The organism is Vibrio sp. 397 (genome assembly GCF_033339395.1).
Taxonomy (GTDB): Bacteria; Pseudomonadota; Gammaproteobacteria; order Enterobacterales; family Vibrionaceae; genus Vibrio; species Vibrio alginolyticus.
Window position 1 is genome coordinate 94,063 of the sequence record NZ_JAWOUN010000003.1, and the last position, 24,196, is coordinate 118,258.

The window sequence follows — 24,196 nt, forward strand, 5'->3', positions numbered from 1 at the left end:
TTTAGTTGTTTTCGCACTCAAAATAGGTGCGTTATTAGGTCGTTGAAAATGAATAAGCGTTATTTCCCAAGAGTTGATTTGCCACTACTCATGGCGATCATTCCGATCATGCTGTTAAGTTCGCTCACTCTCTGGAGTGCCAGTAGCTTTAATGAGGCGATGCTCTTCAAACATTTGGCGCGCTGCGGACTGACATTAGTTTGTATCTTGGTCATGTCCTCGATTCCAGCGTCCAGCTATCAGCGCTCAGCTCCATATCTCTACATTATTGCGGTTGCTCTGCTACTTGCTGTCGCTTTATTTGGTGATAGCACCAATGGCTCTCAACGTTGGCTCGATATCGGCTTCTTCCGCTTTCAACCGTCTGAGCTAATCAAACTTTCCATTCCAATCATGATCGCCTGGATGCTGCATATTGAAGGAGGTCGACCAAACAGTCGGAAAATTGCGTTTTGCTTACTTATTACAATGATTCCTGCCGGGTTAATCGCGCTACAACCGGATTTAGACGGTGCAGTTTTTACCATCATTTATGCATTGTTCGTTTTGTTTTTGGCTGGCATGAGCTGGAAAATAATCTGCGGGTTTATTGCGAGCATTTTAACGTTAGCACCTATTTTATGGTTCTTCGTTATGGAAACCTATCAAAAGAGCCGTGTAACACAGTTCTTGCACCCTGAGTCCGATCCACTGGGTTCGGGCTACCAAATCATCCAATCTTTGATTGCGATTGGCTCAGGCGGTATGAAAGGCAAAGGTTGGATGAATGCAACGCAGGGAACACTTGGCTTTATTCCAGAAAGTCATACGGACTTTATTTTTTCGACCTATGCGGAAGAATGGGGCTTTGTTGGCAGTTTAGTCTTACTCGCATTGTACTTGTTTATTACTGCACGCGTTATGTTGCTTGCATGTCAGTCTGACCACTTTTTTAGTCGGCTGGTAAGTGGCGCATTAGCGATGAGCTTTTTTCTGTATGCTTTTATCAATACGGGCATGGTGAGTGGCTTGTTGCCAGTAATGGGTAGCCCACTTCCCTTCTTTAGCTATGGCGGCACGGCGATGCTAACTCAAGGTATCTGTTTTGGTGCAATCATGTCGCTGTGTTATTCCAAATATCGTAACGCATAGCTCTGCTTGAGAAAAAGCGATCAAAAAAGGCTTCCCTAAGGAAGCCTTTTTACTACGATATGAGCGAATTAATTACAGCTCTGCGTTGTGGTAAACCTGCTGAACATCATCACAGTCATCTAGAAGATCTAGGAATTTCTGGAACTTCTCAGCATCTTCACCCGAAACAGGCGTATGAGTTTGCGGAACGAATGTGATTTCTTCAACATCGATCGTTAGATCTGGGAATGCACCGTTAAGCGCAGTTTTTGTTTTGAAGAATTCAGTGTGAGGTGCGAATACAGTGATAACACCATCTTCTAGCTCAACGTCAGTAACGTCTACGTCTTCCATCATTAGCGTTTCTAGGATGATTTCATCATCGTCGCCTTTGAACTGGAATACCGCTTGGTGGTCGAACATGTGAGAAACCGAGCCCTCAACACCAATTTTCGCACCGACTTTCACAAAGCATTGGCGTACATCTTGGAAAGTACGGTTGCCGTTGTCTGTTAGACAGTCAACGATAACGCTAGTACCGCCAGGGCCGAAGCCTTCGTAACGTGCAGGAGTGTAGTCTTCACCACCGCCACCGTTCGCTTTGTCGATCGCTTTATCGATAACGTGCGCAGGAACTTGGTCTTTTTTCGCTTTTGCGATCAGGTGTTTCAAAGACAAGTTCATGTCTGGATCACCACCACCGTTTTTCGCGCACATGTAAATTTCTTTACCGTATTTGGAATAAACTTTAATTTTCGCGCCTGCAGTTTTCGCCATAGAGGCTTTGCGCACTTCAAAACTTCTTCCCATCGGGATGTCTCTCTAAATTCAAATTTAATGCGAAGGATTTTAGCAAAAAGCGAAACCTTTTCAATTTCGCTTAGCAAAGGAATAGGGAGGTTACCTCATTCGTCACATTGGATTGAACCATTGCCACGGTTCGCGTTAAGCGACACCCATTACTCGTTTGTACTTTTCGACCGATTGCTGGAAAAACGCCTTTTCATCAGCATCGTTAATCTTGGACAACAGTTCTTCTATTGCTTCAGGACCAGATTTGGCCTCTCTGAGCTTCCAAACCAAAAACGACGCCTGCTTATCCAGTTCGATTTTGTTTTTTTCGTCAGGCGGCAATAGGGATAGATTAAACGACATTCACAGCCTCAAGGTACTTTAAATACTAGCCGGGCACTATATCACACAGAGTTACAATTACAGAATAGAAACGCACTTAACTTGATCGATTTCAAGTTAACTATTTAGGCACAGCGCTGATTTTCAGTGCTTTTGGTAAATGCTGTTCGAATATTTGTTGTAATCGAGTCTTGGTAACGGGTTTAGCCACGAACTCGTTCATCCCGACATCGAAGCAATGTTGCTGATCCTCTTTAATGACATTGGCACTTAGCGCAATAATTGGAACGTGTTTCCCCCACTCTCCCATTTTTCGAATTCGCTCCGTAGCAATAAACCCATCCATCACAGGCATTTGGCAGTCCATAAAAATCAAATCGAAAGGCTGCTGATCACACAGCTGCAATGCTTCTTCGCCATGGTTGGCGACACCCACTCGCACACCCAGTTTTTCTAACATGATGCGAACTACCTTCTGATTGACGATGGTATCTTCAACAACCAATACCCAAGGTTTATCATTATCTAGAGGGCTGATTTCGTTGTCTTCCGCTTTCCGGAAATCTAATACATTAAGTTGGTCGGTATAGGTCGATTGCGCATTTATTACAGCAACAGGAATCGAAAATTCAAAACAGCTTCCCAGCCCAAGCTCACTTGTTAGTTGTATTTCCCCTCCCATCAAGTTAACCAACTGTGCAGCTATCGCCAAACCAAGCCCTGTCCCACCATACTTTCTGGTGGTACTACCATCAGCTTGTTGGAAGCGTTCGAAGATTGCTTGTTGGTGCTCTTTCGCAATACCAATACCAGAATCCACAACTCGAAACCGGATATGAGCGGTCTCTCCATCAAGTCGAGATAACGCTACAAGAAGCTTCACATGGCCGCGCTCGGTAAATTTAATCGCGTTGCTCAACAAATTGTTCAGAACTTGTTTCAATCGTGTGGCATCACCTTGCACTTCCGTTGGCAAGTGAGGATCAATATCGCTGAGCAGCTGTAAGTTTTTCTGCTTGGCTTTGACACTATGTAAACTGATGACATCGTCAAGTAGCTCGCGAAGATCATAGCTCGTGTATTCTAGCTCTACTTTGCCAGCTTCAACTTTAGAGAAGTCCAAAATGTCGTCGATGATCGTCATTAGTGAGTGAGAAGAACTGTCAATGATCTCTACAAACTCTTTTTGCTGGGGATCGAGGTCGGTGTCATTGAGCAACGACGACACACCAATAATGCCATTCATCGGTGTGCGGATCTCATGACTCATAGTGGCAAGAAACTCACTTTTCTTACGATTAGCGACTTCTGCCCTATCGCGTTCAGCCTCTAACTCAGTCTGGTGCTCTTTCACTTTCTCAACACTTCGGTTGTATTTCTCTGCCAAAACACTCACTTCATCAAAGCACCATCGTTTAGGGAGAGTCACTTTACTCGGCACTGTACCGCCACGAAAATCGCTCACCGCACCAGACAGCAATTGTAACGGATTGACCAACAAGCGAAACGCCACCCAAAGAACACCAATGATGAGGACAAGAATTTTGATCGCTTCTGTCGTAAGTAGAAAAAAGAACTGCTGCCAAAGATCTTCATATATCGCGCTAAGATCCGATTGAACCGTTAATATCGCGAGATCATACGTTTTATCGCCGACCCGATACTGCATCGGCCAGCTTCTCTCGACAACATCCTCAGAAAGCGCCGAACCTAATTCAATGATAACTTCGTCTTCACTAGCAATACGTAAGTAGTCCACCGAGGGCATACGCATTGCACCTTGAGCTTGTGTCAGCAACAGCTCCCTATCCTCTACCCACAAACTCGCAGAAAAACTCGATAAATAGCTAGACTCAACCTGCTTTAATTCAACATCTAAATGGGCTAAATCTTCGTGAAAAACTCGATATAAGCTCACTGTAGAAATGATGACCGTAAAGATTAAACTCAACGTTAATACCGCCAACATAAGTTGGTTGCCGATACTAAAACGACGTTGAGATCGCTCTTTTTCATCCATATGAAACCGCTCCGATAAACTTGCGCTACTCTAAATATAGCTACGCACAAATAATAATCGAGGATACGATGAAAAGACTTCTACTTAGATTGGCTTTTAGCTTAATTGTTGTAAGTTCTCATGTGACCGCAAATCAAGTGAACTATTACGTCATTGCTGAACAAGCTCGACCATTTCAAATTGAACAACAGGGACAAATGCACTCCGGAATTGTGACCGATATCGTCAGCGCTATCTTCGCGGAGTCGGATTACCAAGTGAATTATCATACTTATCCATTTAAACGTATGATTTCCATATTGGAAGAAGGCGCTGAGCCAAACTGGTTAACTTATGGCAGCCCGAACTGGGGCAAGGTGCAATCGGAAAATTTATCTGAGGAGCCCATTTACACTGTAAAACATGTACTGGTGTCGAGTAGCGAGAAGCCTTTAGAATTCAAAAATATGGATACGATGCATGGTCGTTCTATTGTATTACTGCTGGGGTTTGATTATCCAAATTTAACACCGTTCTTTGAAAATGGCAGTGTCAATGAAATGCGTGTGAAAGACTACAACGCCGCATACCGAGTGATAAGCCGAACCCCTGGAGATACAGCTTTTGTCGAGATGGAATCCCGAGTCCTTTACAACTTAAAGCGACTCAAATTGCCGTTAGAGAATTTTCAGATACAGCCTTTCAGCTCGGTTATTCCTGACTACTCAATCTACCTGGCTTTTTCACCTCAAATGCAACCAGAAACTCAAAATTACATCAATACACGACTCGTTGAATTAAAAACCTCAGGGGAAATTGATGAAATCATTCAAAAGTATCAATGAATCAACTCATTAACAAAAACGCCAACGATGATACGTTGGCGTTTTTGTTTCTGGGAAATCTGTAGCACTTACTTAATGTGGTTAACAAACTTAGGATCAAACATGTGCCCCAATTTACTCGCCTTGGTTTGCAGGTAATGTTGATTACTTGGGTTATTCCCTTCTTGTAATGGCACTCGTTCAATGACGTTAATATCAACCGCTTTTAAGGCGGCGAGCTTGCGTGGGTTATTCGTCATTAGACGCACAGCGTCAATCCCCAAATGCTCTAGCATTCCTTTACAGAACGCGTAATCACGCATATCAGCGGCAAAACCTAAACGCTCATTTGCTTCCACGGTATCTGCGCCATCATCTTGTAAGTGATAGGCACGAATTTTATTAATCAAGCCGATTCCACGCCCTTCTTGACGTAAATAAAGCAGCACGCCACATCCCTCTTTGACGATGTTTTGTAGCGCTCTATTAAGCTGAAAACCACAGTCACAACGCGTGCTAAATAGAGCATCTCCGGTAAGACACTCCGAATGCAACCGAATAAGTGGAGCTGCACTTTTTGTTGGCTCACCATAGACCAGAGCAAGATGCTCTTTATTTGTCGCGGCTTCAATAAAGCCGTACATCATAAATGTGCCCCACTGGGTGGGCAATTTGGCTTTATCGATAAACTTCACGAGATTGTAAGGCTCAACATGTCTCAGCTCTGCCCGCACATTCATCAGAATCTCTCCTAGATGATTTTCTCCTTTACCATCTCCCCCGTCTCCCCAAAAGGCATCTTTATGAGAATGCTCTGTTAGGCAAGCGTTACCCGTTCTCATTAATTGCTGCGCTAATGGTGGATTTTGTAGAAACTTTTCCCTAACGATGAAAGCCATAACAGCCAACTTTATATCGTCCCAATCGCTTCTGACAAAGTGTTCGTATTTGCGGCTTAAAGCAAACGCTTCGTCAGGGGTGCTTGCGTGCTGAATTTTACTTTGCAACTGAGCATCGAGAAACTTTTGGGCTTGGTAATAATGCTCGCTGGTGGGCCAAGTTTGGGAGGAGATATTGACTGGGGCATGGCAAAAATTTGAGAGAAAACCGTGGGGCTCATCTGGCTCATAAAAAAGGATTTGATCAACCATACTTGCGCTCCTTGCTTTGTGGTTGCGATAATCAACAAAAAGCATATCGCTACTGATATATCTAGTAACACAAGGTCAGATTGTCAAACTTCTTCGGGACGGGACGTGAGTGTGAAACTCGTGCTTTTGAGGCGCAAGACAGATAAATGGAGGTTTTGAATAAGAGAGTAATAGAGTGAAAAAATAAAAAGGGCAGTCCGTCGACTACCCTATGGGTTGCTAAACCAACCTGAGGCGATCAGTGTATCAAGCCAAGCTCCCTTGCTTCTTCAATGGTCAACCCACTTTCACGGATCTCACGTAACGCTTCAATGCGTCTTCTGGCTTCTGCTGATTTCACTGTTTTCTCTGGCTTCACAACGGTTTCCTCATCAGGTAATTCCCATTTGTGAGCGATGTTGGTCATCTCGTCATGGTCGATAGAATTAATGGACATATTTCCTCCGAACACACCATGTTTTCGATGCGTAATCTATAGCAAAACCGGAACAAGGTGGTAAGAAAAACTGTAGGGAAATGTGACCCCTCCCGCCCTTTCGTTAACTCCTTAATAGATTCATCATTTAAGTTTTGCCAAGGGACAAATTTACGATTAAATTTGAGTAATTCCCCTTACGAAAAGTGTGCTGATCTAGCTCTCAATTCTGCTCTTCTTTAGTTTTATCAACGACGCATTACACCACTTCCTGTTTCACCTAACTTTCGAGTCACTTCACTGATTCATAGTTTGATACTTTCTAAAAACCGCCACACCTGATAATGATAATAATTATCTTTTAGATTGGTAAGGTGTTTATATGGATGGTATTAACTTAAGTCATGCATACCACAATGACCCGGTCATCCAGATCCGAGATTTGTGCGTCGATTACATCACTGATAATGGTGATTTTAATGCGGTAAAGTCCGTCAGCTTTGATATCGGCAAAGGCGAAGTATTTGGTCTTGCCGGTGAATCTGGATGTGGTAAAAGCACAATTGCATTCTCAATAAATCGTCTTCATAAGCCGCCAGCGTTCATTTCTGGCGGTAAAATATGGTTTGATGGCAAAGATATCCTTAGTATCTCAGACTCTGAACTGACCGCTCTAAGGTGGAGTGAAATCGCCATGGTGTTCCAGAGCGCGATGAACTCACTCAACCCTGTCTTAACGATACAAGAGCAATTTGCAGATGTGTTACGACACCATCAAGGCCTCACTAACGCTCAAGCAAAAGATAGAGCAGAAAAGTTGTTGGACTTGGTCAATATTCCTCGAGAACGCTTAGCAGAATATCCTCATCAATTTTCAGGAGGAATGCGTCAGCGGTTGGTGATAGCCATTGCTTTATCTCTAAATCCAAAACTGATCATTATGGATGAGCCCACAACAGCATTAGATGTAGTGGTACAGCGAGAAATTTTACAGCAAATTTATCAGCTTAGAGATGAGTTCGGTTTTTCAGTCCTCTTTATCACTCATGACCTGGCACTCATGAGCCAACTATGTGATCGAATTGCAATCATGCGTCACGGAGAAATCGTCGAAGTCAATCGAGCATACGATATACGCAATCATCCTCAACACCCTTACACGCAAAAGCTATGGGCTTCTTTCCCAAACATCCATGACGTCCACAAACAACCAGAGTTACAAGGAGCGTAACCATGAGCCAGCCTATCATCCAAATGAAAAATGTGATTAAAGAATTCAAAGTGGGCGGTGGTTTAGCGAAAGAGGAAACCTTTCGTGCGCTTCAAGGAGTGACTTTTGATCTGTACGCAGGAAAAACCTTGGCTTTGGTTGGAGAGTCAGGCTGCGGTAAGAGTACTTGCGCTCGCTTAATAACCAAAGTCTATCCTGCAACGGAAGGCGAGATCCTTTTCAATGGCACTGACATAAATGAGATCACGTCACGATCGGCTCTACAAGAATATCGCAGTAAAGTACAAATGGTGTTTCAAGATCCGTTTGGCTCTCTCAATCCAACTCATACCATTCGCCATCACCTAACACGTCCTTTAAAAATTCATAAACAAGTCAAAAACGAGCGCGACATCCCAGCCCGCTTGGAAGAGCTCCTAAAGCTGGTGGAACTACCTGAAGAGACATTGAATAAGTTCCCTCACGAACTCAGTGGTGGGCAACGTCAGCGAGTAAACTTAGCAAGGGCTTTAGCGGTAGGTTCGCAAATCATTCTTGCGGATGAGCCTACGTCTATGCTGGATGTTTCTATTCGCTTGGGAGTGTTGAATTTAATGCAACGAATGAAGCAAGAACTGGGAATTGGTTTTTTATACATCACTCATGATCTGGCGACTGCGCACTACATCGCGGAAGAAACCGCAGTAATGTACAAAGGGCAAATCGTTGAATGGGGCGACACTCATTCAATACTTAAGAATCCGCAGCATCCTTATACTAAGCTGTTGATTTCTGCCGTTCCTGATCCTGACTTACCTTTTGGTAACTTAGTGAAAAATGAGCCAAACTATTCGATAGATGCCGATGAAATTCGTCAACGTAGCAGCATAATTGTCGACGAATTTGATCAAATAGGGCCAAATCACTATGTAAAACAATGGACTGAGGCAGCGTAATGGATTTGAGTACTTGGCAAGATCAAATCGCCATGTGGTACGAACAGCGGAAACATGATCAAGTAGAAAAATTGGAAACGATCTTATATCAGGTGCCTGATGACGTGTTTGGACCCGAATTGAGTGATCTTCAAAGTAAAGCGATTGCTTGCTGGTTGGATGGATGTTTACGCGTGTTTCAACATGCAAGGTACCAAGACCCTCAGAAAGCATATCAAACCTTGCTTTATACGAGTGCAAAGCTTGAACAAGCAGCATGCCAAGTCTCGACTGATATTCTGATCAAAGATTGGTGTTTGAGACGACTTCAGCATCTCACCGTTGTGGCGTTAGAGTTTTGTAATCAGCAGTGTGATCAAAACAAGTGGCAGGAACAAGCCCATAGCTTAATCGAATCACATGTTGCGTTGATGCGTTCATTACACTGGAATGAATCCAAGAAGCATGATCAAGGTTTACCTCATTAGTCCGGAAAAATGATCAAGGCTTAATTAGCGGAATTTTAGGCAAAAAAAAGCGAGTTTCCTGAGGAGAAACTCGCGAAGTCTATTCAGAATGAATGTAACAATATGAGCCAATCTATTAATCATCAGAAAGGACAAAAGGTTGTCTATTCGGGATAAATAGTAGTATTAGGCTTGGCTTCTAATGTCAGTGGTTTGTAAGAGTTAAGTCTGTTTTTTATCATCGAAAGACATTGTTACATTTCAAACCGATACATCACACCTATAGCTTGATACACATCAAGCGACACTTTTAAATCGCCATTTCATCCAAGGCACGAAATACCATTTCATCCATGTGACCATCGAAGATTTGACGACAAACTTTCCGGCGCACCGCTAACCCCGCAATCAAGCGCTCGATGGTAAGATGCTTAACATCGTTCTGGGTGTTAAACAGCTCGACGGTTTTACTTAATGTCTCATAAGGAATCGGCTCATCCCCTACCCTTAGCCAATCGAGCTTCTCTATGTAATCTGAGCACTCTTCTTTGATTGAGGCATAGGAGTGCCCTGTCATCGCAGACAAAGCCGTTATACTGCGTTCTAGAGCCTCTGGTGAGGTATATTTAGATAGAGTAATGGTGATCTCATCAGCATTGATCTCTACCAAATGTTTTCTTTGCTTCACGCGTCGCCCTAAATTTCCTCTTGGAGACGGTGCTTTGCGTTGAATGGGCTCAAATTCGCCGTCTATGATGCCTGAGAGCTCCTCAAGCTGCTGTCGGGTTACCATCTCATTACGAAGCGGGTTTGGCAGCGTAGGCGCCATGTTGCGCTTGCCTGCGTTGGTTGTACGAGCACGTGAGTAACGCAGCACCTCTTCGACGTCACATTTGATGTCGATCTGGTAATCCATCACTTTATCATTCTCGATCATAGTTTCGATCGTTAAGTGATAGCCCCATAAGTTCACCACAAAAAGATCGTCTGTCCCTTTGCCGTCTGACAAGCGTTTCAGCTCACGGATCAGATCCATGGAGAACCGACGCCATTCAATGTTACGTGCAAGCTTCTGATTTAACTCACTCAGTAGCATGCAATCCGTGTGACGACGAACCATGCGACTACGGAAGAAAGAGTACAGTTGAAACACCAACGTATGTTGTTTCAAGATCTCTGGCGGAAACAAGAAGAAATAATCGCGTGTTAACAGCTCTTCATAAAACGAAGGTTCCCAAACTAAAATATATAAGTTTGGCTTGATACGAATTTCACCATCGCTACCCTCCACTGGTGCCTCTTCAGAGGCTGTGATGGTTCGTGCAAGAAAACGAAAACGATCACTTTTGAAGCCCTCTGGCATGTTTTCACTTAGCCAACGTCCAGTAAGTTCATGGAGCTGAAAATCAGTGAATTCAATGCGATCAATGCTATCGCGAATGGAATCACGAGCTGGACCACTGTCTTTTTTGCCTCTGAGCGACAAAATATCAGTGATGTATAGCGGCGTTTTGTTTGGTACGTGAGCAGCATCAAGCTGATACTGATCTTTGTGATGATCATGATACTGAACCGTTAACGTGAAGAGAGCGAACAGGGTCATGAGATCATCCACAGTCATGATATTTTTGGATGATCGCGTCTCAATAACGGCTTTTGTGCCAGAGATCGACACCATGGATTTCTGATAACTTTTTCGAGTTCTTGGTGGCGCAAGTGCTTGGTCAATGATCCCAGCCCAATTTGTTGGAGATACAACAAATTGATCGGCTTCATCTTTCATCGTGGGAGGTGTGTTTAACCCGTGCTCATTCAACAAACGTTTGTTTACTTGAGTCTGAGCCAATGCTTTCGAACGTTTTTGTTTCTCGTTCTGGCGAACTTTGTCGGTAACAAGACTTGTTGCTCCCAATACAGATATAAGCTGATTGGGATTCACAAATTTATGTAGCATCGTTTTACCAGCAAGTCCCTCTTCAAAACGCACTGGTGTTTGAGTAAATAAACCAATATTTACTGCCGCGCGCAAACGTTGTTGCAGAGCTGCACGTGTAAGTTGCCCATCTGTTGCTTCCACAATCTCTGTGGTTGAAACCAAACCATCCTTGCTGCTGAAGCCTCGTAATGAGATCAGATTAAGCAACTCTAAGATGCTTTTGGTCACCCCTTTGAAATGTTGGTACTGCTCTACCCAATCCGCAGAGGATTCATGTACCTCAAAAAGATGGCCATCTTTGTGGCTTCTCGGTGCTTTAATCAGAATTTTTTCATCAGCCGTCATTTTAGATCCAGATCACACTAGCCGTAGTTGTGCTATGGTTCCGAAGAATAAAGAAAAACAGATCATAAATAAAGAAAAAAGATTGTTTTTTAAATAACTGATCTTTTTGATTAATCTGATCTTAATTGATTATATGATCTAATGATCTGGCTTGAAAATTTTCTCTAAGTTTTTGTTCTATAAGACTATTGTTTTCATGTATTTCGGAACTATGATCATAAGAAGTCTGAAAGTATGATCAACAATAACCTGAAAGCATGATCATATTTATTCGTAAGCATGATCATTAAGGTTATGAAAAGATGATCAAAAGAGTCTTGAAACGATGATCATGATGTTTTTACAGGTTATCCACAGATGCAGTATTTAATAATGATCTTCACGATGATTATATTGTGCATTGGTGATGTTATTTATACTCGGATCGATGATCAAGAGCCAATATATCTATCGTTCTGGCGCCCATATTGATGAGATATCACTCATCTGATTAAAATACATTCAAGTTGCTCATATTTAGAAGTAAATCCTAGTCTCTGCTTATTTACAGGAAGCATGATCATAAGAGCGTGATTTATCATAGCAACTTGAGCAATTTCATTGTTCCGGCTTCTATACCATCAATTTCTGCTCAATCCCCCATTCTGTCTGCACTCAACCGTAAATCAGAGAAGAAAACTCATGCTTCCGAGAGATTCTAAGGCTTGATCATATTTCCGATTAATGGATCTTATTTTATTTGCGTGTTTACACCGTATTCTGCTCTATTCTTCCATGATCATGCTTTCGGATTTGTTTATTAACACGGAAGCATGATCATAAGTATACCTTGATCATACTTCCATGGATGTTTCGCTGGAACTGCCCTATTTTGCTCGGAGACATGATCAAGGTGTTCAGGTCTTTATTGTTCCGATATTACTTACTATCCTTCGTTTAAATTAGGTTGGTCTAACATAATCCGTAATTTAGCTTAATACTATAATCGTTCCGGTAGAAAATTGATTTACATTGTAAATGGGTGACGCTGTAACACTTTTTATTTTTAAGTTTAGGTGTCCACTTATAGAAGATTATTTGATTAAAAATAGTTATCTTTTTGACCATAAATCATAAAAGCGTCGATTTGGGTGTTTTTTTATGTGATGGTTATTCAAAATGTTCGTGCACCTTTTTGTTGTTTTTGGTCTTTACTGCTGTACAATTGCAATTATAAATCCTTCCAACGGAATTTGGCATGAAAAGAGAAAAAACGATTGAAAACCTTCTTGAGTTAGCGGAGCTGACTCAGCAGGTTCAAGCTGACCGTATTGAAATTGTTTTAGAAGAGCGAAGCGATAACTACTTCCCACCAATGTCGAAAGCGATGATGGAAACCCGTTCTGGTCTAACTCGCCGTAAGCTCGACGACGCGATTGGTAAAATGGAAGCCGCTGGGCATCAATTTACCAAAAACAACGCGAATCATTATTCAATTACGTTAGAAGAAGCACACATGCTCATGGATGCGGCTGAAGTGCCTAAATTTCATGAGCGTAAAAAGAATTCAGGTAACAAACCTTGGATTATTAATGTGCAGAACCAAAAGGGCGGTACAGGTAAATCAATGACCGCGGTTCATTTAGCAGCATGTTTAGCGCTAAATTTGGATAAACGATACCGTATTTGTTTAATCGACTTAGACCCACAAGGCTCGCTACGTTTATTCCTCAACCCGCAAATCAGCATGGCAGAGCATGATAATATCTATTCTGCGGTAGACATTATGTTGGGTAACGTGCCTGATGGTGTGGAAATTGACAGTGAATTTTTACGTAAAAACGTATTGCTGCCAACGCAATATCCGAACTTAAAGTCGATTTCAGCGTTTCCAGAAGACGCGATGTTTAATGCGGAAGCATGGCAAACGCTATCTGAAGACCCATCACTCGATATCGTCCGTCTGCTGAAAGAGCAACTGATTGATAAAATTGCTGATGACTTCGATATCATTATGATTGATACCGGTCCACACGTTGACCCATTAGTATGGAATGCGATGTATGCATCAAATGCCTTGCTAATTCCTTGTGCGGCTAAGCGTCTGGACTGGGCTTCAACAGTAAACTTCTTCCAGCATTTGCCTACGGTATATGAAATGTTCCCGGAGGACTGGAATGGTCTTGAGTTTGTTCGCTTGATGCCAACCATGTTTGAGGACGACAATAAGAAGCAAGTTTCTGTTTTAACTGAAATGAACTATCTTCTAGGTGACCAAGTTATGATGGCTACTATTCCTCGTAGCCGTGCGTTTGAAACCTGTGCCGATACCTACAGCACAGTATTTGATCTGACAGTAAGCGATTTTGAAGGCGGTAAGAAGACACTAGCCACCGCGCAAGACGCTGTTCATAAAAGCGCACTGGAATTAGAGCGTGTGCTGCACTCTAATTGGCCGTCATTGAATCAGGGGTAATAAGTAAATGGCTTTGAAAACGTCTGAATTAAACGCGAAATTATTTGGCAAAACGAATAAGCGTCGTGTTGTGACTCCGCAAGAGGCGCAAACTGCGGCAAAAGAGAAAGCTCAAACGATTGAACTAGCAGTTGCAGGTGAAAATATTGTTCAGTTTGAACTTGTGCGTATTCCTGCAAATAAAGTTGCGACAGAAACAACAGTATTTGTTGATAACGCTCGTGAGCAATCGTTCTTAAACGAACATGCTTTATCTGATGTTTTAGTCACACTCAAAGAGCGTGGCCAACAATATCCAGCAGTGGGTCGTAGAACTGAAGATGGCAAGATTGAAGTTTTAGATGGTAGCCGTCGTCGCATGTCTTGTATCCTCGCCGAACAAGACTTTTTGGTTTATGTTGCTGACAACATCAATACTGACCATGCTAAGTTTTTGTCTGATGTGGCAAATGCTCACAAGCCGCTCTCTTTATATGAAAAAGGGAAAGAGATGCAGGCTAAGCTTGATAGTGGTGAAGCTGAGGATCAGAAAGCATTGGCAAAAATGTTCCAGTGCAGTGAAGCGTTGGTAAGTGGCGCTTTAAAAGCCGCAGCATTACCGTTAGAACTGCTTCAAGCGTATCCGAATGTTGGCGATCTCGGTCGTCCAACTATCGTGAAACTGCACAAACAGTTTTCAACGCTGACGCCAGAGCAGCAGCAAGAGCTGTTAGATAAATGTCGCTCTAGCGAAGGGTTTTTATGGCAGCGAAGCACAGCTCAAGGCGTTGCTCGTCTGACAAAAGAAGTCACGGAAAGCATCGAAAATTGGATTACTGAACTTGCACCAGCAAAACCTGGCAAGAAGACGGAAAAAGTCGACTTAGTAAAAGGTCGAGCAAGCTATAGCCGAAAAGGTAGCAGCCTGGCGTTGAACTTGAAGAAAGTTGACGATAGCTTAATGGAAGAGATTCTTGCGTTTGTACAAACCAAACTGCAATAACAAATGATGATTGAATCAACCGCCTCCGGGCGGTTTTTTTATATCTGAGAAGCGTCAAATTAAAGATGTGATACCATTACGTCAGTTCAACGTTGGATAGACAAAATGCAGACACAATCTGATTTCCTTTCATCACTTCAACATCAAGCTCACCAATCTTTCCAAAGGATTGGTGTTGTCATTCAAGGCGAGGCTTCTTGGCAAAATGCGTTGATGTCAGAGTTCCATAAAACGCAGCGCCATCAACGTTGGTTTTCTGTTGGTGATTTTGGTTTGAAAAACGTATCCAGCGTTTCGTCTAAACAAGGGCACATGTTGCTAGGCAGAGAGTGTGACGTTCTATTGTTTGATGCTCGAAATGGCTTTGACGCAAATAGTTTTACCGCCACGCTTGGCTCATTGGTTGGCGGCGGTTTTCTTGTTGTCATTACTGAGCTGCGACAAAATGCGAATTTTGCTCAGCAATGGATGCATAAACAATGGGAGAAGCTCGTTGTTATTGAGCAAGACAAACCATTGCCAACGGCTCCAGACATCAAGCAGGCAGAAAAAGAAAGCCACTACACGGAACAAGAACATGCCATTTCTCTAATTGAAAAGGTGGTAACTGGACATCGAAAGCGACCGTTAGTTTTGACCGCTGATCGTGGGCGCGGAAAAACAAGTGCCCTCGGCATTGCGTGTGCGAGCTTATTACAGCAGAAGCCACTTAGAATCTTAATTACGGCACCATCTATAAAAGCCGTTGAGCCTGTTTACCAACATGCTTTGCGGCTACTTCCTAATGCGCAGCGTATTAGGAAGGACAGATTAGAATCAGGGCAGGGAGCCATTCAATTCATTGCTCCTGACGAACTTCTATCGAGCAGACCTGAATGTGATTTGTTACTTGTCGATGAAGCGGCTGCAATTCCAGTTCCTATGCTCAAAAGCATTACCGAACATTATCATCGACTCGTTTTTTCTACGACTGTTCATGGTTATGAAGGTTGTGGCCGGGGCTTTACGATTAAATTTGTTGATTGGCTTCAGAAACAGCGTTCGGGAATGAAAACATGGCACATGACACAGCCCATCCGCTGGAGCATGAATGATGCGCTTGAATCATGGCTCTATGACGCGTTTTTGTTGGATGCGGAGTTAACGCACCATCAACTTAAACAGGTCGACTCAATTTCCCTTTCTAAAGCCGATAAGAACAATTTGATATCGCAGCCTAGTTTGCTGCGTGAGTGCTTCGCTCTTTTGGTGAATGCTCATTATCAAACCTCGCCGAATGATTTGATTCACCTTTTGCAAGACGACAACAGTCAGCTCTATTTTGCTAAGCAAGATAATGCGGTTGTGGGGGTGATATTAGCGGTCGAAGAGGGGGGCCTTGACGATGAATTGATTGAAGAAATCCAGCTTGGTAAGCGTCGTCCTAAAGGACACTTAGCCCCAATTACGATTGCAAACCACCTAGGATTCCCGAATGTCGCGAATCTATCGACGCTGCGAGTCATGAGAATTGCGGTTCATCCAGCATTGCAAGGCAAAGGCATTGGTCAAAAAATTCTGCAGCAACTTGAGCAAATGGCTGCTAAACACATTGCCTACTTATCCACGAGTTTTGGTGCGACGGAAGAGTTGCTCTATTTCTGGCGACAATCGAACTTCCGTACAATTCGCTTAGGGTCAATGCGCGATGCTGCTAGCGGTTGTTATTCAGTCTTGATGGTCAAACCTTGTGATTCCCAACAGACGGCTTGGGTCGACCAATCTCAGGCGCTATTTGAAGAAATGTTGTCTAACAATGTGGCTGACGTCTATCCAAAATTAGAAGCCCCTATTTTTCGAGCTCTATTGCCGCAACCTTTGGGAATGAGTCCACTTCATCCCGCTAAGTTATTACTAATTGAATGTTATGCTGATGGTGGTAACAGTTATGAGTCTGTGTCTGTGTGGCTTCAGCAGTGGTTACTTAACTTAGGTTTGAACTCCGCTTCCGACTTGATGATCAGTAAGCTTTTTCTTAACCGTAGTTGGACTGAATGTGCTCAGCAATTTGGTTTACCTGGAAGAAGGCAAGTTGAGCAGCAGTTAAGGGACGAAGTAAGACACATTTGGAGCGATTTACACTGTAAACAATAAAGGGAAATTTACACTGTAAATGAAATTATTGGGAGCTGATTTTACACTGTAAATCCAGCTCCTTTTTGTTTCAGCGTGTATTTTGATTGAGCTTTAGGCTAAATCGAGTTTTCTCTTAATATCCTGTTTAACCGTTATTGATGGATTACTTTCTTTAGTGACGTGAGCCCTATAATAAGAAATGCGAGGTTTGTTCAGAAAACGGATTTGGTTAGACTGAGAGTGTTGATGGGAAGCAAAGTGGTAAGGGTATGTGGAAGCTGTGTCTTGAGTTATCTGAAGATAAGACCAAGGTGATAGCCCGTCTTCCGGGTGAAGTGGATCTCGGTGGTGAGCTAAATCAAAATGAATTAAACGAGCAGCTCGTCGTAATGAACGCCGAAAAGATGTTTGTTGTAGAGGGGGAAGTCGTTAGGTTCATTAACTGCGCCAAAGAACGTAAAGCTGAAGCTTACGAAGGCATCGTCATTGCAGAAAAACGCAACGCACAAGTTGAGGTCGAATTGTCGAATAATGACATGCTCGCCAGCATGAACGTTGTCGGCGCGTACGGAGGCCGAGGTTTACGTGGCCCCGAGATTGTTCAAGCCCTTGCTCAAGCGCGAGTTTCGAAAGGCATCAACAAACTGGCTTTGAAGAAAGTGTTGGTTGTCAGCACTCAGCTCAAACCCGGCGAAACTTTTTCTCAACCTGTAGCGGTTGGTAAGCAACCTATCAAAGGCAAAGACGCTCTTTTTACTCCTCTTGTTAAAGACATCACCAAACGCATCCTCAAACCCAAAGACGGCCAATCTGCTAGCGACAAAATTGATTTACGTAACCTCGGTGAAACTATCGCGGTTGACGTAGGCGATGAGGTGATGCGCCGCACGCCTGCGACCAAAGGCACGCCTGGCTTTACTGTTCAAGGGCGAGTGATTCCTCCGCAAGCCGGAAAAGACAGCCCAATGAAGCCGGGCAAAGGCACTGAGATAAGCAAGCAAGACCCAAACCTATTGATTGCATCGGTATCCGGTACGCCTCTGATTAAAGACAAAACCATCGAAGTTGATAACGCACTCTGCCTCAATAGCGTTGGCGTGAATACAGGCCACGTGAAATTCAAAGGGAATGTGATTATCGGTGGCAACATCGAATCCGGAATGATTGTTAAAGCGACGGGCTCTATTACTGTAGGCGGCTTCATTGAATCGGCTGAAGTACAAGCGCAAGACGACATTCAAGTTGGTAAAGGGATCATTGGCCACACCGTGAGTGATGGCCAGCCAAAGAGTTGTCACGTCAAAGCCAAAGGTTCGATTCGTGCCAGCTACGCCCAATATTGTGATTTGCAAGCCGGCGAAGATATTGAGTTGGCGGTGCACAGCATGAATAACGATATTGTTTGTGGGCGCAATCTGACGGTGCTAGACGCGAACGGTAGGAACGGCACGCTCAGCGGCGGAGATGCAAAAGTCGGTGGCAAAGTGGTGTGCTTACAATTGGGCGTAGAAGGCGACACCGCCACTAAGGTAGAAGCGTTCGCACGCTATTCTGCATTTAAGGAACGATTAGCAGAGCTTAAAGAACAATACAAACGCGCTCAAGAAGGCACGATGGATGTGATTCGTAAAGAGCTCGAATTTAAGAAACGTGCTAAAGCCGAACGTACCGACGAAGAACAAGCTCAGATTGACGTGATGAAAACACAAAACAACGAGCAGCTTGAAGCGATAAAGCAAAAGCTAGAACAAACGGAACACGACTTTGAAGTCGCGTTAGAAGAAAATATTGTCGAAGCCAAAGAGCGTGTCTTCACTCGCGTGACGGTGCAGTTTGGCGACGAACAAGTAACGACAAAGCGCACTCATGGCGGTTGTTCGTTCCGTTTCAATCAATACGAAATTAAAGTCTCGGCGAACTTGGAAGAAGAGGACGTCGCTGCGGTTTAAGCTTTCTTACTCACTGAGCCCACACGTCGCAACAATATGTGTGGGCTTTTTTTATCTACAAATCGACAATGTGCTCTTGATAGTAGTCCGCAAGCGCACCCACTTGGCTGCTACACATTACTTTCATTGCTTGTTTAATGTGTTCTATTGGCCAGTTCCACCATTGGATATTGAGTAGAGTTTCAATCTCTTTATCGCTGAATCGTTGACGTACGACTTGGTTGTTTCCAACCACCACAGAATAAGGTTGCACGTCTTTCGTCACTACGGCGCGTGCTCCGATGACGGCTCCATCGCCGATGTTTACTCCGGGCATGATCATCGCCTCACCGCCAATCCAAACATCATTTCCCACCACTGTGTCTCCGGCACGCTCGAAACCGTCTTGTACGCCTTCTCCAAATTCTTCAGGAGAGAAGGGGAAGGTCGAAATCCAGTCAATGCGATGACCTTGGTTTCCTGCCATCATGAAGGTGGCTCCAGAAGCGATGGAACAAAACTTGCCAACGATTAATTTGTCGATGCTATCGGGTTCTCTACTTTGCCATTCTTGAAGTGTGACGGGGTCACCCAACAAGTAGCGTACCGCTTGCTCTTCGAAGCTTTTTTGATGATAGAAGCCCGAGTAATAGCTGTAATCGCCAACGATGATATTGGGATTAGTGATGTGATCTTTAATGACTTGACCTTTTAACCACGTGTCGAAAACACTCATAACTCATCCTTTCAAATTTAGGTTGTACAGAGTTTAGAGGCTTTCTATTATTTCCAGTAGTTTGATTTTAGAGATTCAGAATTACTGTATGGAAATAAAATGGCTCAGCTACGTACCACTTTACGTCGCTTTGTGTGAGGAACGGAGTATTGCTGGTGCAGCAAAGCGACTGAATTGTTCGAATGCGCATGTAAGTCGGCAACTTAAACAGCTTGAAGACATATTGTCGGTGCAGCTTATTCAGCGAACTACGCGCCAGTTTAATTTGACCTACGATGGTTTGCGGTTTTATCAGCAGGTAAAGCAACTGCTCGAAGGCGCTGAGCAGATCAATGAGCAAGTCATGGCAAACGAGATCGTATCGGGAAAATTGAGAATAGCGGCGTCCGCTTCTTTCGGAGCTGCGTTACTCAGCCAAACATTGATCGAGTTTCGATTGCAACATCCACAAGTGAGCGTCGAAGTGATCTTCACAGAGACGCCTCTCGACTTGATTGAGGCTGGGTTTGATATCGCATTCTACTTTACCGATACTCCTCCAGAGGGATACGTCGGCCATCAGCTACGCACTTTACACTGTAAACCGATCGCTCATCGCTCGTATTTAGCTGATAAACCAAATGTAAGTACGCCAGAGGATCTTGGTGACTTAAAGCACATCCTTTATAAAAGTCGCGACTTGGTGTTAGACAAGTGGACGTTTACGCATAAGCAAACTCAACAGCAGTGCTGCATTGAGTTAGAAAGTACGCTGAGTTTTAATCTTGTCCAGTCCATGTTGGATGCTACTTTGGCTGGCTGTGGTGTAGCCATGTTAGATTAATTTGCACTGGCTAAACTCGACCCTGTACAAAAAGAACAACTCGTGAGTTTGCTGCCAGAATGGCAAACGGATGCGATTTTGCCGCTTTATCTGCTTTACCCAAAACGTGAGCACTTACCAAGAAGAACGCGAGCGTTCATTGATCACTTTAGGAAAATATATTCTGTCGGCGAATAGCGACAACAAACTTAGCAACAATTGAGGAAGCAAAGGAATGCGAAAACACTGTATTGCGATTGGTGGTGGTGGCTGGATGATGGGAGAGAATCCGAGCCCGCTCGATCAATACATTTTGTCTTTGTCTGGTAAGGAGAATCCAAACATTTGTTTTCTACCGACAGCCACGGGAGACGCCGATGAAGTTATTGAACGTTTTTACAATGCGAAGCTTAGTGAAAACGTAACCCATTTTCCGCTGTTTAAGTTTGATGCTGGTTGGAAAGAAACGCTATTTGAACAAGACATCATTTACGTCGGTGGCGGTAATACGCGTTCGATGTTGGCCATTTGGCGCGAATGGGGAATCGATAGAATACTCAAGCAGTGTTATGAACAAGGCATCATCATTTGTGGCATGAGCGCTGGTGCAATTTGTTGGTTTGAGTTTGCGGTGACAGACAGTGATCCCGAAGCATACCAAGTTATGCGTTGTCTTGGATTAATTGACGGTTTGGCTGCGGCGCATTTTTCTCATGTAGGTGAGAAGTTCGAGGTTTTCCAAGCCTTTGCTCGTTCTCAACCGAGCATCACTTGTTATGGCATTCACGATTATGCGGCATTGCACTTTGTCGATGGAAAATTGTTAGCTACTGTCACCAGTTTTCCTGATGCAGGCGTGTTGGTCAAAACAGGTAACGAAGAAAACATATTACGAGGGTGAGCTTCTTCAAATCAGCATTAAAGGCAATAACTACTGACCGGACACAGAAGAAGCTCATGGATTCAGCTAACTTACATTAAGTATCGTGCTTATAGCTCGTAACGCAGACCTAAGTGGTAGTAGCTTTCGTCTGCGTGCGCACCGCCAAACGAGACTTCTTGTCCATTGCTGTAGCCACGCGAACCGTTACGATCAACGTAGTTTGTGTAGATAGAAGAACGAGGCGTCAGTTTGTATTGCACTTCTAGCGTTGTATCTTTCAGCTCTAGCTCGTCACCCTCACTGTTTTCTAAAGAACGATAACCAGCACGCAGTGCCCATTTGTCATTTACACTGTAAACCGCCGTCAGTTCCATCACTTTGTCGGTACTAGTTTGTGAGTAATAGCCCTCAAGTTCATCTTCCGAATACAACGCACCCAACATCAAATCACCTAAGTAGTAACGCGTACCTGCGCCCCAGAATGTGTAATCGGTGTCGTTGCTTTCACGTGCATCACCTTTATTTTTCTGCATCGCTACCACTGGTGCCAAGGTACCCAAATTCCCCATGTCTAGCGTATAACGCAGTGCAGCGTTGTAACCGTAGTCGAGCTCAGAAGTGTTGTTTCCTAAAATGTACGCGACAGAAAAATCGACATTACCTAGGCTGTTTTGGTATTGCAGCGTGCCATCTTGACGGAAAACTTGCGTTGCGGTTTTGTCGACTTTATTCGCTTGGCGCGCCATAGAAACATCGGAAGAGGCGAACACATCACCAATGTCGGTAAACATAATCAACCCAGATGCCACGCGACCACCAGTAATGCGACCATAATCTTTCGCATCAATACCCGCCCATACATAACGTGCGGTCAGAGACGGTTTGTCGTTTACTTGGTTTGCGTATTCAGCGGCACCCACTTGGTATTGCGCTTGGCCGATGATCGACGCGTACTCGTTGATGGTTTGTGAACCGTTTAAACCAATACGGCCATCAAACTCGCCATTTGCATCGCCGTGCTCATCATTTTTACTGGTGACATTGAAACCAAGACGAGAGTAAATATTTAAAACTGACCCATCTTCCGCTTGATACAGCTGCGCTGCCATTGCGTTTGATACCATCAATGTTGGGAGAAGTAGAGTCAAAATGTGCTTTTTCATGATTAACGACCTTTCATTTCTATTGTTTTAGGTACGACAAAGCCCCTTCCGAGTAACGGAATAAGAAAAATTGTCGTGAAGTAGAGAGAGGGTGCGCCCTTGTTTGCCAAGGGCGCGAGCTAGTCCATTCCTATAGGGGAAGAATGATTTAGCTTAAATCGACGTCTTTGCAGCCAAAGAAGTAAGTCGCGAGGAAGCCGACGATGTAAGAGATAAGCAGGCCAGCAACAAACACCATCATGCCCGGGAAGATGCCATTTTCAGATGTCATGAGAGGAATCGCCACGATACCGGATGGGCCAAACACCGTATTAAGACCAACTGGTAAGCCAAGGTAAGAAACTAAACCGATAAAGAAGCCGCCCGCAGCGCCGCCAATACAAGCGGTAACGAATGGTTTTACGCGTGGTAATGTCACGCCGTAAATCAATGGTTCGCCAATGCCTAGAAGGCCAGGAATAATAGCGCCTTTAACTTGAGTGCGCAGTAGAGCGTCTTTTTTGGCTTTGAAATACAGCGCCATTGACGCGCCAACCTGACCGCCACCAGCCATCGCCAGGATAGGGAATAGCGAGTTAAAGCCCTGTGCTTCCATCAATGCAAAGTACACTGGAACAAAACCCTGGTGGATGCCAAATACCACAGAAATTAAGAACAAACCTGCCAAGATTGCAGCGCCTAATGGGTTATCGTTCAAGTTGAGGAACAACCAAGACATCCCTTTAAACAGCTCGCCGCCGATTGGCATGATGATCAAGAAGGTTACCGCACCCATGATCAACAGAGTGATAACGGACGTTAAGATCATGTCCAGATCATCTGGCATGTGTTGACGAACCTTACGCTCGACTTGCGCACCGATGATCGCCGCCAAAAGTACGCCGATAATGTTGCCGCGCGGATCAATCGCAAAGCCGAAAAACTCGTTCATGCCAGAGTAAATGCCGGATGTCGCCTCTGGGTTGTAACCCAGCACAAACAAAGAGGCGAGAATGGCACCATTAACACCAGAGCCGCCAAATGCTTGCTGCGCGTTGTAACCAATCAGAATACTTAGGAAAGCAAACAGACCCTTACCAAAGACTTTCATGTAGGCGATCAAATCCAACATAAACTGGCTTGGTGTCTGGTCGAGAACAAACATCTGTTCCAATAACGTCGCAAAACCTAGCAACAAACCAGCGGCAATAAAGCCTGGGATCAACGGCGTAAAGATAGTGGCAAACTTGCTTAAAAAACGCTGAACCGCACTGGTTTGCTTACTCTTCATCTGTTTTTTCTGCTCGGCTGCGACGGCAGAAAGATCTTGTTGCGGCATATCTGCTTCTTCACTGTCACCAGAGGTTAAGCTGTCGATCAATTGATTCATCATCTCAGCCGCTTGTTGAGCTTTTCCGGGACCGAGAATGATCTGAAACTGCTCATCGCTTTCCACCACACCCATTACGCCGGGAATTTGCTTGATAACTGATTGATCAGCCAAGCCATTGTTGGCGAGCGATAAACGCAAACGCGTCATACAGTTACCACATTTGCTTACGTTGCTACTGCCACCCACTGCGGACAGCAACTGCGATACTGTGTTTGAAGTTATTTTTGCCATAGG

Annotated in this window: 19 protein-coding genes and 1 pseudogene; 11 read left to right on the top strand and 9 right to left on the bottom strand. The window is 44.0% G+C overall.

Annotation, left to right across the window (positions count from 1 at the left end):
* Positions 1 to 48 precede the first annotated feature (48 nt).
* Positions 49 to 1,131, top strand: coding sequence for a rod shape-determining protein RodA (gene rodA / locus R7P36_RS05940; protein ID WP_262649489.1), 1,083 nt, complete (start codon positions 49 to 51; stop codon positions 1,129 to 1,131).
* Between the two features lie 72 nt (positions 1,132 to 1,203).
* Here rodA and R7P36_RS05945 read toward each other — a convergent pair whose 3' ends face one another.
* The 3 genes from R7P36_RS05945 to R7P36_RS05955 form a co-directional block, all read right to left on the bottom strand.
* Positions 1,204 to 1,920, bottom strand: coding sequence for a YebC/PmpR family DNA-binding transcriptional regulator (locus tag R7P36_RS05945; RefSeq protein ID WP_005374482.1), 717 nt, complete (start codon positions 1,918 to 1,920; stop codon positions 1,204 to 1,206).
* A gap of 135 nt (positions 1,921 to 2,055) precedes the next feature.
* Entirely contained in the window at positions 2,056 to 2,265 is a 210-nt protein-coding gene (locus R7P36_RS05950) for a DUF3283 family protein (protein WP_213899993.1), read from the bottom strand.
* 100 nt (positions 2,266 to 2,365) lie between these two features.
* Entirely contained in the window at positions 2,366 to 4,264 is a 1,899-nt protein-coding gene (locus tag R7P36_RS05955; protein WP_318122062.1) for an ATP-binding protein, read from the bottom strand.
* A gap of 68 nt (positions 4,265 to 4,332) precedes the next feature.
* Here R7P36_RS05955 and R7P36_RS05960 point away from each other — a divergent pair, with 68 nt between their 5' ends.
* The gene (locus R7P36_RS05960) at positions 4,333 to 5,088 is read left to right on the top strand and encodes a substrate-binding periplasmic protein (RefSeq protein ID WP_064369544.1); all 756 of its coding nucleotides are present in this window, start codon (positions 4,333 to 4,335) and stop codon (positions 5,086 to 5,088) included.
* Positions 5,089 to 5,156: 68 nt separating this feature from the next.
* Here the strand turns inward: R7P36_RS05960 and ribA are convergent, their stop codons facing one another.
* Together ribA and R7P36_RS05970 are read right to left on the bottom strand one after the other, a co-directional pair.
* Positions 5,157 to 6,218, bottom strand: coding sequence for a GTP cyclohydrolase II (gene ribA, locus R7P36_RS05965; protein WP_005374492.1), 1,062 nt, complete (start codon positions 6,216 to 6,218; stop codon positions 5,157 to 5,159).
* 238 nt (positions 6,219 to 6,456) lie between these two features.
* Positions 6,457 to 6,654, bottom strand: coding sequence for a PA3496 family putative envelope integrity protein (locus R7P36_RS05970; RefSeq protein WP_005374493.1), 198 nt, complete (start codon positions 6,652 to 6,654; stop codon positions 6,457 to 6,459).
* Between the two features lie 361 nt (positions 6,655 to 7,015).
* Here R7P36_RS05970 and R7P36_RS05975 point away from each other — a divergent pair, with 361 nt between their 5' ends.
* Genes R7P36_RS05975 through R7P36_RS05985 form a run of 3 tightly spaced genes read left to right on the top strand, consistent with a single transcriptional unit; the run spans position 7,016 to position 9,266 of the window.
* Complete coding sequence (locus R7P36_RS05975) at positions 7,016 to 7,864, top strand: ABC transporter ATP-binding protein (protein WP_005374497.1); 849 nt, start codon at positions 7,016 to 7,018, stop codon at positions 7,862 to 7,864.
* 2 nt (positions 7,865 to 7,866) lie between these two features.
* Positions 7,867 to 8,799, top strand: coding sequence for an ATP-binding cassette domain-containing protein (locus R7P36_RS05980; RefSeq protein WP_017821873.1), 933 nt, complete (start codon positions 7,867 to 7,869; stop codon positions 8,797 to 8,799).
* Positions 8,799 to 9,266 carry a transcriptional regulator gene (locus R7P36_RS05985; protein WP_065275567.1) on the top strand — a complete coding sequence of 156 codons (468 nt, stop codon included), beginning with the start codon at positions 8,799 to 8,801 and terminating at the stop codon, positions 9,264 to 9,266. The genes R7P36_RS05980 and R7P36_RS05985 overlap by 1 nt, the downstream gene beginning before the upstream one ends.
* A gap of 289 nt (positions 9,267 to 9,555) precedes the next feature.
* On the opposite strand, the gene R7P36_RS05990 is transcribed toward R7P36_RS05985, so the two are convergent.
* Positions 9,556 to 11,526: a replication initiator protein RctB domain-containing protein gene (locus tag R7P36_RS05990; RefSeq protein WP_005374502.1), complete on the bottom strand. Its 1,971-nt coding sequence runs from the start codon at positions 11,524 to 11,526 to the stop codon at positions 9,556 to 9,558.
* Between the two features lie 1,237 nt (positions 11,527 to 12,763).
* Between R7P36_RS05990 and R7P36_RS05995 the strand changes: the two genes are divergently transcribed.
* The 4 genes from R7P36_RS05995 to R7P36_RS06010 all read left to right on the top strand — a co-directional run bounded on the left by R7P36_RS05995 (position 12,764) and on the right by R7P36_RS06010 (position 19,027).
* Positions 12,764 to 13,981, top strand: coding sequence for an AAA family ATPase (locus R7P36_RS05995; protein ID WP_005374503.1), 1,218 nt, complete (start codon positions 12,764 to 12,766; stop codon positions 13,979 to 13,981).
* Between the two features lie 7 nt (positions 13,982 to 13,988).
* The gene (locus R7P36_RS06000) at positions 13,989 to 14,963 is read left to right on the top strand and encodes a ParB/RepB/Spo0J family partition protein (protein ID WP_005374504.1); all 975 of its coding nucleotides are present in this window, start codon (positions 13,989 to 13,991) and stop codon (positions 14,961 to 14,963) included.
* A gap of 105 nt (positions 14,964 to 15,068) precedes the next feature.
* The gene (locus tag R7P36_RS06005; protein WP_213899043.1) at positions 15,069 to 17,096 is read left to right on the top strand and encodes a tRNA(Met) cytidine acetyltransferase TmcA; all 2,028 of its coding nucleotides are present in this window, start codon (positions 15,069 to 15,071) and stop codon (positions 17,094 to 17,096) included.
* A gap of 251 nt (positions 17,097 to 17,347) precedes the next feature.
* Positions 17,348 to 19,027, top strand: coding sequence for a DUF342 domain-containing protein (locus R7P36_RS06010; protein WP_033907245.1), 1,680 nt, complete (start codon positions 17,348 to 17,350; stop codon positions 19,025 to 19,027).
* A gap of 55 nt (positions 19,028 to 19,082) precedes the next feature.
* On the opposite strand, the gene catC is transcribed toward R7P36_RS06010, so the two are convergent.
* A complete protein-coding gene (gene catC / locus R7P36_RS06015; RefSeq protein WP_017821876.1) occupies positions 19,083 to 19,742 on the bottom strand; it encodes a type C chloramphenicol O-acetyltransferase in 660 nt (219 codons plus the stop codon).
* Positions 19,743 to 19,830: 88 nt separating this feature from the next.
* On the opposite strand from catC, the pseudogene R7P36_RS06020 reads away from it, so the two are divergent.
* Together R7P36_RS06020 and R7P36_RS06025 are read left to right on the top strand one after the other, a co-directional pair.
* Positions 19,831 to 20,742 (top strand): annotated as a pseudogene (locus tag R7P36_RS06020) (LysR substrate-binding domain-containing protein).
* Between the two features lie 37 nt (positions 20,743 to 20,779).
* On the top strand, positions 20,780 to 21,445 hold the full coding sequence (locus R7P36_RS06025; RefSeq protein ID WP_021484205.1) for a peptidase E: 666 nt from the start codon (positions 20,780 to 20,782) through the stop codon (positions 21,443 to 21,445).
* Between the two features lie 89 nt (positions 21,446 to 21,534).
* On the opposite strand, the gene R7P36_RS06030 is transcribed toward R7P36_RS06025, so the two are convergent.
* Together R7P36_RS06030 and murP are read right to left on the bottom strand one after the other, a co-directional pair.
* Entirely contained in the window at positions 21,535 to 22,590 is a 1,056-nt protein-coding gene (locus R7P36_RS06030) for a porin (RefSeq protein ID WP_213899044.1), read from the bottom strand.
* Between the two features lie 148 nt (positions 22,591 to 22,738).
* Positions 22,739 to 24,193, bottom strand: coding sequence for a PTS N-acetylmuramic acid transporter subunit IIBC (gene murP / locus R7P36_RS06035; RefSeq protein WP_149191676.1), 1,455 nt, complete (start codon positions 24,191 to 24,193; stop codon positions 22,739 to 22,741).
* Between the last annotated feature and the right edge of the window lie 3 nt (positions 24,194 to 24,196).